General features: G+C 70.1%; 13 protein-coding genes. 6 read left to right on the top strand and 7 right to left on the bottom strand.

The window, feature by feature from the left end:
* Nucleotides 1-28: 28 nt before the first annotated feature.
* The 3 genes from M2271_RS39810 to M2271_RS39800 are packed head-to-tail and all read right to left on the bottom strand — an operon-like array spanning nucleotide 29 to nucleotide 2897.
* On the bottom strand, nucleotides 29-919 hold the full coding sequence (locus M2271_RS39810) for an alpha/beta hydrolase (protein WP_280892355.1): 891 nt from the start codon (nucleotides 917-919) through the stop codon (nucleotides 29-31).
* A gap of 26 nt (nucleotides 920-945) precedes the next feature.
* The gene (locus M2271_RS39805; RefSeq protein WP_280892354.1) at nucleotides 946-2172 is read right to left on the bottom strand and encodes an alpha/beta hydrolase; all 1227 of its coding nucleotides are present in this window, start codon (nucleotides 2170-2172) and stop codon (nucleotides 946-948) included.
* Entirely contained in the window at nucleotides 2169-2897 is a 729-nt protein-coding gene (locus M2271_RS39800; protein WP_280892353.1) for a flavin reductase family protein, read from the bottom strand. Before M2271_RS39800 ends, M2271_RS39805 begins: the two co-directional genes overlap by 4 nt.
* A 259-nt stretch (nucleotides 2898-3156) precedes the next feature.
* Between M2271_RS39800 and M2271_RS39795 the strand changes: the two genes are divergently transcribed.
* The 4 genes from M2271_RS39795 to M2271_RS39780 all read left to right on the top strand — a co-directional run bounded on the left by M2271_RS39795 (nucleotide 3157) and on the right by M2271_RS39780 (nucleotide 7002).
* Nucleotides 3157-3783: a TetR family transcriptional regulator gene (locus M2271_RS39795; protein WP_280892352.1), complete on the top strand. Its 627-nt coding sequence runs from the start codon at nucleotides 3157-3159 to the stop codon at nucleotides 3781-3783.
* A 147-nt stretch (nucleotides 3784-3930) separates the two neighbouring features.
* Nucleotides 3931-4935 (top strand): NAD(P)-dependent alcohol dehydrogenase, encoded by a 1005-nt coding sequence (locus M2271_RS39790; RefSeq protein WP_280892351.1) that lies wholly within the window; start codon nucleotides 3931-3933, stop codon nucleotides 4933-4935.
* 125 nt (nucleotides 4936-5060) lie between these two features.
* The gene (locus tag M2271_RS39785) at nucleotides 5061-5630 is read left to right on the top strand and encodes a TetR/AcrR family transcriptional regulator (RefSeq protein ID WP_280892350.1); all 570 of its coding nucleotides are present in this window, start codon (nucleotides 5061-5063) and stop codon (nucleotides 5628-5630) included.
* 175 nt (nucleotides 5631-5805) lie between these two features.
* Nucleotides 5806-7002: an MFS transporter gene (locus M2271_RS39780; protein ID WP_280892349.1), complete on the top strand. Its 1197-nt coding sequence runs from the start codon at nucleotides 5806-5808 to the stop codon at nucleotides 7000-7002.
* Between the two features lie 316 nt (nucleotides 7003-7318).
* Here M2271_RS39780 and M2271_RS39775 read toward each other — a convergent pair whose 3' ends face one another.
* Nucleotides 7319-8167, bottom strand: coding sequence for an MBL fold metallo-hydrolase (locus M2271_RS39775; protein WP_280892348.1), 849 nt, complete (start codon nucleotides 8165-8167; stop codon nucleotides 7319-7321).
* Between the two features lie 278 nt (nucleotides 8168-8445).
* Here M2271_RS39775 and M2271_RS39770 point away from each other — a divergent pair, with 278 nt between their 5' ends.
* Nucleotides 8446-9048, top strand: coding sequence for a CGNR zinc finger domain-containing protein (locus tag M2271_RS39770; RefSeq protein WP_280892347.1), 603 nt, complete (start codon nucleotides 8446-8448; stop codon nucleotides 9046-9048).
* An 88-nt stretch (nucleotides 9049-9136) separates the two neighbouring features.
* Here M2271_RS39770 and M2271_RS39765 read toward each other — a convergent pair whose 3' ends face one another.
* The 3 genes from M2271_RS39765 to M2271_RS39755 all read right to left on the bottom strand — a co-directional run bounded on the left by M2271_RS39765 (nucleotide 9137) and on the right by M2271_RS39755 (nucleotide 11244).
* On the bottom strand, nucleotides 9137-9733 hold the full coding sequence (locus M2271_RS39765; protein WP_280892346.1) for a TetR/AcrR family transcriptional regulator: 597 nt from the start codon (nucleotides 9731-9733) through the stop codon (nucleotides 9137-9139).
* Between the two features lie 136 nt (nucleotides 9734-9869).
* Complete coding sequence (locus M2271_RS39760; RefSeq protein ID WP_280892345.1) at nucleotides 9870-10274, bottom strand: nuclear transport factor 2 family protein; 405 nt, start codon at nucleotides 10272-10274, stop codon at nucleotides 9870-9872.
* A gap of 100 nt (nucleotides 10275-10374) precedes the next feature.
* The gene (locus M2271_RS39755) at nucleotides 10375-11244 is read right to left on the bottom strand and encodes an aldo/keto reductase (RefSeq protein ID WP_280892344.1); all 870 of its coding nucleotides are present in this window, start codon (nucleotides 11242-11244) and stop codon (nucleotides 10375-10377) included.
* A 358-nt stretch (nucleotides 11245-11602) separates the two neighbouring features.
* Between M2271_RS39755 and M2271_RS39750 the strand changes: the two genes are divergently transcribed.
* Nucleotides 11603-12520, top strand: a complete 918-nt coding sequence (locus tag M2271_RS39750; protein WP_280892343.1) for an NAD(P)H-binding protein — start codon at nucleotides 11603-11605, stop codon at nucleotides 12518-12520.
* The last annotated feature ends 252 nt before the right edge of the window (nucleotides 12521-12772 follow it).

Genomic DNA, 12772 nt, shown 5'->3' with positions numbered 1-12772 from the left:
GAATGCGGAAGCGGAACCAGCCGGCGGGTCAGCCCAGGTGGAGGGTGAACCAGTCGCGGGCGGCGGCGCTCGTCGTGGGGAATGCGGAGAGGTAGGACGCGAAGTGGCCGCCGTCGACGAGCTGCAGTCGCTTGGGTTCGAGGGCGCGCTCGTAGGCGGAGAGCATCAGGTCCGTGAGAGTGATCGGGTCGTTCTTCGCGACGATCAGCAGCAGGGGCGTCGGCGAGATCCGGGAGATCCACGCGCCGGGCTCGTACATGCGGGCCGCCGCGTTGGACCGGAGAGTGATCTTGTTCTCCCAGCCGTCGGGGGCCGTGCTCAGATAGAAGTCGACGGCGTCGGGAGCCCGGTAGGAGGCAGGCACCGACGGGTCGGAGCTGACGATCGCCTGAGTGCGGGGCTCCTCGCCACGAAACTGCGCGCGTTCGTCGGCGGCGAAGATCTCGTTCAGCTGGGCGACGGCGTCCGGAGCCACCCGGCGCAGCCCCTGCTCGTATCCGCTGATGGTGGGCACCTGCGCGACCACGCAGCGCAGGCGCCGGTCGGTGGCGCCCAGGACCAGTGCGTGGCCGCCGGAGTAACTGGTCCCCCACACGCCGATGCGCTGCGCGTCGACCTCCGGGCGGCTCTCCAGGTAGGAGACGGCCCGGCGCCAGTCCTTGATCTGCTGCCAGGGGTCGATGTCGTGGCGCGGTGTGCCGTCGCTGGCGCCGAAGTTGCGGTGGTCGTGGACCAGGACGGCGAACCCGGCCTGCGCGAACACCTCGGCGAACTGCGCCAGACGCTGTTCCTTGACCCCGGCGAAGCCGTGCGCCATCGTGATCGCCGGATGAGGGCCCGGTTTGTCGGGCAGGTAGAACCATCCGCGCAGGGTCAGTCCCGGCTCGGCCTCGAACTCCACGTCTTCGCGTGTGGCCATGGGCGTACTTTCCGTTCCGAGGGTCGTCAGTGGGCGTTGTAGAAGTGGCCGGGGTCGACGTCTCCGGCGAGGCGCTCGCCCAGCTCGGCGGAGAATCTCAAAGCCGCCTCCAGGGGCCGGTGATGGATGGCCACGTGGCTGATGCGGTCCTCGTCGTCCTTGGTGAGGACCGTGACGCCGAAGATTTCGTGGCCGCCGAAGGCGGTCGCCTCCCACTCCAGGTAGGTGCGCGGGCCGGCCTCGGTCTCCCGTACGAACTGAAGGGACTCGTAGATCCGGCTCGCCGCGCTCATCGTGGCCTTGACCTGGTCGCGTCCTTGGACGGGGAGGGCCAGCACGCTCGCCTCCAGGACGATGTCCTCGGCGAACGCGGCGGCGAAGGCGGCGTCGGTCTTGCTGGCGAAGGCCTCCCGCCAGCCCAGGCCGGGCGCCTGCGGCGTGCCGCCGGCCGCCGCGGGAAGGCCGGTGACGAATGCCTCGATCCGGGCGGCGACCTCCGCGGGCGCCTCCACGTGGGCCCAGTGGCCCGCGCCCTGGACGGTGAAGGACTCCGGTGCCCGGAAGCGGGGCAGCACGTGGGCCTTCACCAGTTCGTCGGTGACGAAGCCGTCGGCGGCGCCGCGGCCCACCAGGACCGGCCCCTGGTACTCGCTCGGCGTCTGCCCGCGCGGGTCTCCGTCGTTCCAGCAGTCGACCAGATCACGGACGACGAGGTCCGGGATCCGGGTGCCGGTCACGACCAGCCGGTCGAGTTCCGCCTCCGGCAGAGCGACGGACAGCTGCCGGCGTACTGTGCGCTGGCCGTCGGCGTCGCCGCCCAGCGAGCGGAACTGCTCGGCCGCCTCTGCGGGGAGGCCGACACCGGCCAGTGGCACGGGCGAGAGCAGTACCAGGCCGAGCGCGGGGAAGGAGTGGCCCGCTGCGACCAGTTCGGCGACGAGGGTCCCCATGCTCTGGCCCACGAGGACGAACGGCTTGTCCAGCGCCTCCACGACCGCTCCGACGTCGTGCGAGAAGCGGGTCAGGTCGAACGGCCCGCCGGAGGCGGTGCGGTCCCCGCTGCCGGCGAGATCGAGTTGGACGTACTCGAAGCCGGGTGCGGCCAGCGCGTCGATCACCCCGTCCCAGACGTACTGGTCATCCAGGAAGCCGTGAACGAACACGAGGGCTGTGTCGCCGGTGCCCCGGCGCCTGAAGCGGATGTCGGTGTCCGCCACCCGCTGCGTTCTCGTCAAACCCGCTGTCTGGGTCATGCCTTGGGCCCTTCGGTGATGGTGGAGCCGGACGCAGACCACGCGTCGGTGTCGATGGGCGACCAGTCGGAGGCGTGTTCGTCGAGGCGGTGCATGCGTGTCTGCGCATGCCTGGCGACGAGGTCGTCGTCCAGTGGTGTGGTGAAGACGGTGTTGACCAGCGTGTACTCCGCCGCCAGGCGGCCGACGGACGGAATGGCGGCCGTGTCGATGCGCCCGCCCGGCAGGTAGAGGTCGTCCCGGACGTAGAAGCGCACCACTTCGCCCCACACCACGTGGTCGAGGCTGCCCTCGATGGGCAGGATGCGCCGCAGCCGGCATTCGAAGGCGATGGGCGTGTCCTTCACCCGGCGCGGACGTACCACCTGCGAGGCCTCGGTCTCCAGCTCCAACGCGCTGAACTCGTCGACGTCGCTCTCGAACTCGAAGGCCGAACGGTGCAGGTGGCCGGCGAGGGGAAGCGTCGCCGTGTTGACCACGAACTCACCCGTGTCGCGGATGTTGATGAACGTGTCCTTGAGCGTGACGCCGTCCGCCCGGGGCTGCAGGGAGATCGACAGCATGGGCGGCTTACGGCCCACGGCCGTGAAGAAGGACACCGGTGCGAGGTTTCCCACGCCGTCGGCGGACTCGGTACTCACCCAGGCGATCGCGCGAGGAATGATCCCCCCGATGAGGAGTTTGTAGGCCGACTTGGCGTCCAGATCTGCGGCATCGACGAACATCTGTGCACCTTTCACGCTGATTTCCGCACGATCCTGACTGCCGCGCGGAATCTCCGGGGTGCACGTGGTCCGCGTGCTCAGCCTGCGCGGTACGGCGGCCGTACCGTCTGCCGACCGCTGCCACAGGGGGCCGACGGGGAACTGCGCCGCCACCCACAGAGTGAAATAACTGTATTGGCTATGACTATTTCACGCAAGGCTGGGCGCGGATGCGCCGGCCGTAGGATCAGAGGCCGACGTGACAGGAAGGGGCGGCACCATGGGCCGGGCATCACGCGCACAGGCGGCCGAGCACCGGGAGCAGATCGTCGCCGCCGCTTCGAGGATGTTCCGGGAACAGGGATTCCAGGTCGGCCTCGCGGAGCTGACCGGCGCGGCAGGGCTGACGACCGGCGGTTTCTACCGGCAGTTCCGCTCCAAGGAGGCCCTCCAGGGCGAGGCCACGGAGCGCGCCTTCGAGGAGCTGCGGGCACTTCTGGCCGGGTTCGAGGCGGCGGGCGACGGCGATCGCGCCGCGGCCCGTGAGGCGCTGATCGACTACTACCTCTCGCCCGAGCACCGCGACAGCGCGGCGACCGGGTGCCCCGCCTCCGCCCTCGGCGCGGACGTCGCCCGGCAGCCGCCGGGTTCGCCGGCCAAGGAGCGCTACGTCCACGGAGTCCGCGAGCTGGCCGGCTGGCTGGCAGAGGGGGCGCCGGACACGGCGGACACGGCGGCGCCCCCACGCGAGGCTGAGGCCGACGGCTCGGCGGTGCCCGACGAGGCCCTCGCGATGCTCTGCACCATGGTCGGAGCGCTGGTGCTGGCCCGCGCGACGGCCGGATCCCCCCTGTCGGAGCAGCTTTTGGACACGGCCCGCACCGCGGTCGCGGCGTCGAACCGCTGACACTTCCCGCCGGCCGCACAGCAGATCGATCTCCCGACCCCCGGCGCGGCAAAATAGATGTTGTATGTAATCTATTTTTCCCCGCCGGAACGTGCCAGCGCCACGCGTCCCGGCGGCCCACCCGTCGTCGTGTGAAGGAGAAACACCATGAAGGCCGTCATCGTCAGGCATCCCGGTGAAAAGGACGTCCTGGAGGTCACCGACCTCCCGGATCCGGGCCAGCCCGGACCAGGTGAGGTGCGGGTTCGCGTCCACGCGGGCGCCCTGAACTATCACGACACCATCGTCATGGGCAGCACGGACACCCCGGTCGGTCACGTACCCCTGGCAGACGGTGCGGGAGTGGTCGAGGCCGTGGGCGAGTCAGTCACCGAACTGGCCGTCGGCGACGCGGTCTTCGCGCGCTTCTTCCCCGGATGGCGGGCCGGCAGGGCCGTGATCGACCACTTCGGCACCACTCCCGGCATAGGTGTGCCGGGCTACGCACGCGAGGTCGTCGTCGCGCCCGCCGCCCAGTTCGAGCGGGCCCCGCGCGGCTACTCCCACGCCGAAGCCGCCACCCTGACCGTGGCCGGGCTCACGGCATGGGTGGCCCTGCACGAGAACGGCGGCCTCAGGCCCGGTGACACCGTCGTGCTCCAGGGCACCGGCGGCGTCTCGGTCTTCGCCCTGCAGCTCGCGAAGCTCTCCGGCGCCACCGCGATCGTCACCTCCTCCTCCGACGAGAAAATCGAACGCGCGACGGCGCTCGGAGCCGACCACGTCGTCAACTACCGCTCCCAGCCCCAGTGGGGGGAGCGGGTCCGCGAACTGACGGACGGCCACGGTGCGGATCTCGTCCTGGACGTGGGCGGTCCGTCCACCCTGCCGCAGTCCATCCAGGCCGTCCGCGTCGGTGGACGCGTCTCCGTGATCGGCGTCCTGACCGGGCTGTCCGGGGACATCCCGACCGGCGCCATCAACATGAAGCAGATCCGGCTGAACGGCGTCCTCGTCGGCAACCACGAGCAGCAGCGCGACCTGGTCCGCGCGGTCGAGGACTCCGGACTGCGGCCCGTGATCGACCGGGCCTTCCCCTTGGCGGAGCTGAGCGAAGCGCTGCGCTACTTCGCCTCCGGCGCACACCTGGGCAAGGTCGCCATCGAGATGTGAGCCCCGGTGCGGCGGGGAGCGGCCCCATGCCGGCCGGAGCAGCGGCGAAGTGTGGCGTCCGTCTCCCCGCCCGCATATTGCACCGATCGGTCTCATTACCTACTGTTCTCGTCAGGAGGGCCCTCATGGCACGAACCAAGAGCTTCGAACCGGCTTACGCGCTGCGGAAGGCACTGTTCGAGTTCTGGCAGAACGGTTACGAGCGCACCTCCACCGATGCCCTCGCGGCCGCCATGGGTATCGGCAAGCGCAGCCTGTACGACACTTTCGGCAGCAAGCACGACCTCTACCTGCGCTCGCTCACGACCTACATCGAGCACGCGGAGGAGTCCCACACACAAGCGGTCGAGTCCGCACCGGGCAAAGGACTCGCCGGCGCACGCGCGCTGCTTCGGTCACGCGTGAGCCTGCCCGGCTGCCCGGCGGGGTGCTTCGCCGTGAACGCGGCGACGGAGCGCCCGGACGACCCGGCCGTGCACAGCGCCGTCTGCGGATACTTCGCTCGTTCCACCGAGCGGATCGCCTGGCTCCTGGGCCAGGAGGAGCGGTGGGCTGCCGCCCGGCCGCAGCAACTCGACCGCGCCGCGCAGGCGGTCCACAACGGCTGGCTCGGTCTGCGCGTGCAGGCGCGCCTGGGGTCGACGGACCCGGAGCTCGACGCGGCCGCGGACGATCTGCTGTCGTCTCTGCGCTGACCCACCGCCTTCAACCGGCCCTCTCCCCCGCTCCTGTCCGCCGCGTCTTTCGTACACCCTCATTCCGCACCGATCGGTCTCAAAAGATCGTTTCCCGAGAAAGGCACCTGTCATGTCCTCACCCCCTTCCGTCTCACACGCCCGTCCGCGCCCCAGGCATCCGCTGGTACCGGTGATGGCCATCGCTCTGGGCTCCTTCGCCGTGGTCGTCTCGGAGTTCGTGCCGGTCGGCGCGCTGCCTCAGATCAGCGACGGGCTGGGCGTCACCGAAGGCACCGCCGGCCTGCTCGTGACCCTGCCCGCCCTCTCCGGCGCGGTCGCCGCACCCGCCGCGACCGTCCTCATGCGACGCCTGGACCGGCGCCTGGCCATCATCGGACTCACGGCACTGATCGCCGTCTCGTGCATCCTGTCCGCCGCGACGACCGGTTTCGCGATGATGCTGGTCTCCCGGCTGATCCTCGGCATCAGCATCGGCGGTGTCTGGGCCACTTCCGTCTCCGCCGCGGCCCGGCTCGTCCCCGCACGGATCGTGCACACCGCGTCGTCGGTCGTCTTCGGTGCCATCGCGGTGGGATCCGTGGTCAGTGTGCCCAGCAGCAGCCTCATCGCCACCCACACCAGCTGGCGGGCGACATTCGTCGCGGCCGCCGCGGTCGCGGTCATCGCCGCCCTCGTCCAGGCGCTGGCGATCCCGAAGATACCCGCCGCGGACCGCGTGACGATGGCGCACTTCCGTCCGCTCCTGCGCTCGGTGCCCGCGAACATCGTCCTCGCCGTCGTCTTCCTCGTCGTGTTCGCCCAGTTCAGCGCCTACACCTTCGTCGTGCCCTACCTGCACGACGTCACCGGCCTCGGCGCCGGACTGGCCAGCGCTCTGCTGCTGGGGTACGGCGCGCTGACCATCGTCGGCAACTTCGGCGGCGGCGCGCTCCTGGGGCGCAGCATCCGCGGCACCGTGATCGCCACCCTCGTCTTCGGTGCCGGCGGGCTCCTGGCGCTGAGCGCGGGCGGCACGGTGACGGCATCCGTCTGCGTGGGGCTCGCCCTGTGGGGGCTGGCGTGGGGCAACGCGCCGGTGGCTCTGCAGCACTGGCTCTACACCGACGGACAGGACAGGTTCTCCACCGAGGCCGTCAACGCGACCTTCACGGCCGTGGTGCAGGTGGCCGTTGCGAGCGGCTCGCTGCTGAGCGGCTTCGCGGTCAACGCCGCCGGTGTCCGCAGTTCCGCGACGCTGGGAACCGTCGCGAGCACGATCGCCTGCGTCCTCGCTCTCGGATTCATGGCCCTGTCCGCGCGTCGCGCGACGGCGCAGGAAGCGGTCGTCGCGGTCAGCCATGAAGAGGTCCGAGCCGCCGCCCTGGACTGACGGGTACCGCCGGCCGGCGGCGCTCTCTGCCCCGGCCGGCATCCGGCACCATCCCGGCTGGCAGTCCCAGGACCACGACGCGGCCGGAACACCGCCCGGCGGTTCGCTCCGGCCACGCCGTGGCACGCGACCCTCACGGCATCGCCTGCCGCGGCCCCGGCCGCTCGTGCCTCGCCGCGGTGCGGCGCTTGTACCCACCGGTGTGCACGTCGCGGACACGGTGAAGGCCCGGCCCGCGGCGGGCCGGGCCTTCAGGGCCCCGTTCAGCACTGCCGGAGGAGTGCTAGGCGCTCAGTGCTCCTCACGCACCCGCCGGTCACCCGAGAGCGAACCGCGCCGACCCCCACAACGCCCCGCGGTTGATCCGGTCGGGGTGGATCTTGAGCATCGCCTCGTAGAGGTCCAGGACGGACTCCGCCTCCTGCTCCAGGCGCGCGAAGTCGTGGATGTAGGCCCGCGTTTGCTCGATGGCGCCCGCCGTGTCCGGCGCCTGGGGGTCCTTGTGGCCGGCCACGACCAGCCGCGGGTCAAGGGCTTCGATACGGTCGAGCGCCGCGAGCCATTCCTTCCTGCCCTCCCGGGCAGACTCGGCGAGGTAGAGGTGGACGTTGTTGTACACAGCGTCCCCCGCCACCACCAGCCGCAGGGAGGGTACGTGCAGACACGTGGTGTCGTCGGTGTCCGTGTGCCCGAGCGGGACGGCTTCGAGCCGGTGTCCCTCGAGCTCGATGAACGGCTCGTCCATGGGCTGGGCCGGCACAAGGTTCTCGGGGATCTGGCCGGGGAAGCGGGCGTTCCAGAAGGACTTCACGAAGTCCGGGTCCGCTTGCGCCCGCATGCGTTCGACCACATGCGGCAGGGCCAGTGCACGGGCCTGCGGGAACTCCTGGAGAATCCTCGCGAGTCCGAACCAGTGGTCGCCGTGTGCGTGAGTGATGTACACCGCCGTGAGCCGCTTGCCCCGGGCCGCCACCCACTCGCTCAGCGCGTCGGCCTGCGCGATCGTCATGAGCGGGTCGACGAGCACGGCGTCCCGTTCCCCCTGGATGAGGGTCGAGGAGATCGGCGACCACATCCGACGGTCCAGGTCGGGCGGCAGATCCGTGACCGTCGTGGGGATCCCCGGGGCGACGAAGACCTCGTACGTCAGTTGGCCGTGCGGCATGAGAGCTCCCTTGTTCGGTCGGAGGCTGGGAAGGAGGCCGGGCAGCGAAGAGCGCCAGGTGATCAAGCAAGAGTGTTATACGCAAACTGCTTTTGCCTATTACTTTGTACTGGTGCGCACGTCTTCACGCAAGGCCGGCCACCACCCCGGCGGCCGCACCCCGCCCCGGACGCCGCGCAGCCCTCCCAGCCCCCGAAGGGCAGGACAATGAGGTAATATGCGATACAGCTACGCCTATTTCCGCCTCACGTTCAGTCGCTGCTGGAGTCGTATTCCTCATGACATGGCCCGCCACCGACCGATACGACATCGAGTCCGCCCCCGACGGGCTGGCCCTGGTCCAGGACCTGCTCAACACCTTGTCGGCCGGCAAACCCCGGGAGACAGATCTCCTGCTGGACCGCGACGACGCCCAGGCCTGGCTGAACACGGTCTGGCGCGACCGCAACCCGGCGCAGGACCAGTCGATCCGGCTCGACGGCGACGATGTGCAGCGCCTGCGCGCCTTCCGTGACGGGCTGCGCGACTGGCTCACCAGGGCCGGGGAAGAGCCGGCCGGCGAGCACAGCCCGCTCCCGCAGGTTCCGTTCGACGCAGCCCTGCGGCTCGACCCGGACGGCACCGTCCAGGTGGAGCCGGCCGGCAGCGGCTGGCGGGCGGTGGTCTCACTGATCCTGATCGAGATGCTCCATGCCCAGCGGGCCGACACCTGGCGGCGGCTGAAGGTCTGCCGCAACGAGCGGTGCCGAGTGACGTTCTTCGACCGGTCACGGAACAACAGCGGTGTCTGGCACGACGTACGCAAGTGCGGTCACCCCGCCAACCTTCGCGCCTACCGCGCCCGCCAGCGCACCCCTGAGCAGTCGGGCCTCCGGCACTGAGGCAGCCCCGCCGCTGTCGCAGAAGTCGATTGCACACGGGCCGCCGAGGACGCCGCGCAGCGGGACCGGCTGCTCGGCTCGCGACGGCTCAGAGCGGAGCGTTGTCCTGGCCGGGCTGGAGCAAACTGTCGAAGACCACGCGGAAGAACGTGCTGAACGCCTCGTCCGAGCGACCGCACCGCGCGGCGACGAGAGCGCCCTCCCCGGCGCACAGGATGAAGAGAGCGGCCGACTCGGGATCGAGCCCCGCACGCACCGCTCCGCTGCGCACCGCTTGGGCAAGGACCTCGGTCAGCGCCGCCCGCCATAGCCCCAGGCAGTGTTCAACGCCGCCGCGCAGCACCTCACTGTGGTCTGCCATCTCGCTCCCGAAGTTGCCGAAGAGACAGCCACGGGTGAGGTGATGCTCCGTCTGTTCGTCACGCAGGAACTCGAAGTAGCGATGCAGCCGCTCCAGGGGCGCCACGGCCGGATCGCTCAGCTCCTCCAGCCGGCGCGTCTGGCCGTACTGCTGCAGCACGATGGCCGCCAGCTCCTCCTTGCTCGCGAAGTGGTTGTAGAAAGAGCCTCTGGGGACACCGGCGGCGACAGTGATGTCATTGACGCTGGTCCCGTGGTAGCCCTTGGCGTGGAACCGGTCCACCGCGGCGGTCACGATGACCGTGCGCTGACTGTGACTGGCCAATTCCCATCTCCTCGCGCCTGAGACGCACACAGCGCCTCTCGCCGGATTTGCGGTCTGCTGCACTCGACCGTGCGTGCGGGTCCATGGCGCGGCGCTCCTGCGCCGGGTGCACCGATCCGCCCGCCGGGACCCGACGTCAGCGTTCGCCGGGGAAGGCATCGCCGAACATGGGCATCCCGCTCAGGGATGTCCCACGGGTGGCTTCGTCCTGCAGCACGTCCCAGTGCTCCTGGAGGCGTCCGTTCCCGATGCGGAAGATGTCGACAGCCACCGAGGCCGTGGGCTGCTCATTCCCGGAGTAGCGGCTGTGCAGCATGACCAGGTCGCCGTCGGCGCAGATGAATCCCGCTTCGTGCCTCAGCCGCGGAAGTGCCTTGACCAGGTTGAACAGTCCGTCCCGGCCGGGCGCGATGATCGCACTGTGCTGGATGTAGTCCGGGGCCCAGAACGCCTCGGCGGCCGCGAAGTCACGTTGGTTGAACAGTACGTCGAGCGCTTCCAGGACCATCGCCTTGTTGGCTTCGTGTCTGCTGGCGGGCATCGCTTCTCACTCGCTTCCATCGATGGGGGGTTGGTCATGCCGGTGGGTGTCCGCGGCCGGCCGAGACGCAGCGGTCGGCCGGGGGCTCGCCCGTGACGCCTCATACGGCGCGGCTCAGGGCCTCGAACTCGGCATCGGTCAACGTCACCAGAGCCGCGGCGGTGTTCTCCTCCACGTGAGCGACCTTCGAGGTGCCGGGGATCGGCACCATGGCGGGCGATGCCCTCAGCAGCCAGGCCAGCGCCAGCTGGGACGGGCTGACCCCGTGCTCCTTCGCCATCCCGTCCAGCGGTCCGCCCGGACGCGCGAGCCTCCCGGTGGCGATCGGAAACCACGGGATGAACGCGAGGTTCTCCCGCTCGGCGTACTGCACCACGCCCTCGGCCGAGCGGTTGGCGAGGTTGTAGTGGTTCTGCACGGAGACGACAGGCGCGATGCGCCGGGCCTGCTCGAGCTGTTCGACACTCACCTCCGACAGGCCGATGTGCCGGATCTTTCCCTCCTCCCGAAGCCGTGCGAGCTCCCCGACCTGATCGGCCAACGGCACCTGCGGGTCGACGCGGTGCAGTTGGTAGAGGTCGATGCGTTCGACGCCGAGGTGACGCAGGCTCAGTTCGGCCTGCTGCCGCAGGTACTCGGGACGTCCCAGCGGCTTCCAGCCGTCCGGGCCCGATCGGCTCAGGCCGCTCTTGGTCGCGATGACCAGCCCATCGGGGTAGGGGTGAAGTGCCTTGCGGATCAACTGCTCACTGACGAACGGACCGTAGGAGTCCGCGGTGTCGATGAAGTTGACACCCAGGTCAACGGCTCGACGCAGCACACGGACGGCTTCCTGCGGGTCTGAGGGTTCCCCCCACACGCCGGGGCCGGTCAGCTGCATGGCGCCGAAGCCGAGCCGGTTGACAGGGAGGTCCCCTCCCAGTCGGAGGATCCCCGCGGCGTCAGCGGGGCGCGAATCTGCGGATACCATGATCGTTTTGCCCTTTCGGAGGAGCCGCCTGCACCGACGGGGTGCGACGTCTGCGGATGGGCCGGGCCACTACGCCTGCCACCGTCACACTCCGACACCCTAACCGATCTGACTTTTGTTTTGCACAGTCAGGCCAGGCATGTACATTGCTGACTGCGGAAAACAAAAGTTAGCCAGGGGTGCCGGAACGCAGGGAACTCTTCACGTGCGACAGCACCGCACCCACACAGAAGCCGCGGCCGTGCCCCTCGCGTCCGCCCGCTGATGCCCGAGCTCTCGCATCAGGCTCCCGGCTCCCCCGTTTCCGCATCCCCGCCCACGATCGCGAGAGCCAATGGCGCTCAGAAGGGACATCGCAATGACCATCCAGGACGACCGACTCTTCCTCATCACCGGAGCCACCGGTACGACCGGAGCCGAGACCGTGCGGCTGCTGCTGGAGCGGGGGCACCGGGTGCGTGCCCTCGTACACCGGGAGGACGACCGCTCCCGCGTGCTCGCAGCCGCGGGCGCCGAGATCGTCGTAGGTGACCTGCTCGACTTCCACGATGTGAGCGCAGCGATGCGTGGGGTCAGCGGTGCGTACTTCTGCTACCCGATCCACGCCGGCCTCCTGGACGCCACCGTCGTCTTCGCCCAGGCCGCCACCGAGGCCGGCGTCACGTCCGTGGTCAACATGTCCCAGATCTCCGCCCGCCGCGAAGCCGCCAGCAACGCGGCACGCCAGCACTGGCTCGCAGAGCGCCTGCTCGACCGCACCCCGCTGCTCACCACACACCTGCGGCCGACCCTCTTCGCCGAGTGGATCAGCTGGTGGTGGGGGCGGCAGGACAACGGGGGCGTGCTGCGGCTTCCGCTCGGCGCGGGTCGGCACGCCCCCGTCGCCGGCGTGGACCAGGCGCACGTCATCGCCGCCGTCCTCGAGAACCCCGCGCCGCACGATCGTCAGGCCTATCCCCTGCACGGGCCGGTGGAGATGGACCACCACGAGATCGCCGAGGCGATGTCCCGCGCTCTGGGCATTCCGGTCACCTACGAGCCCACCGAGGTGGAGGAGTTCGCGGAGGGACTGGCCTCCCTGGGCAAGCCGGCTCACTTGATCCAGCACCTGAGCAGCATCGCGATCGACTACCGCAACGGGATCTTCCAGGGCACGAACAACTTCATCGAGGTCATCGGCAACCGCACCCCCCTGACCGTCGAGGAGTTCGTCACCGGCCGCAAGGACGCCTTCGCGCAGAGCGGTTCGCACTTCGTTCCCGCCAAGAGGAGCTGAACCGGCGGCCTTTGAGGCCTGGCCTTCGGGGTTTCCTCCAGGCCGCAGCGGCGGACGGGACCGGAGAGCACACCGAGGTCCTCCGGACCCCGTCCGCCGCTGTGCCGCGGACAGCGGCAACGGTTGCAGGCAGCCGGGCAACAGGCGCGGGGGGGGGCGCCGCCGCGCGGGGGCGGGCCCGCCGGCGGGGGGGGGGGGGGGGGGGCGGGACGCGGCGGGGGACGCGCCGGGGGCGGCGGCCCGCCCACAGGG

Source organism: Streptomyces sp. LBL, assembly GCF_029893585.1.
Taxonomy (GTDB): domain Bacteria; phylum Actinomycetota; class Actinomycetes; order Streptomycetales; family Streptomycetaceae; genus Streptomyces.
The sequence above is the reverse complement of the archived record's forward strand: the minus strand, read 5'-3'. Positions and strand labels throughout refer to the sequence as shown.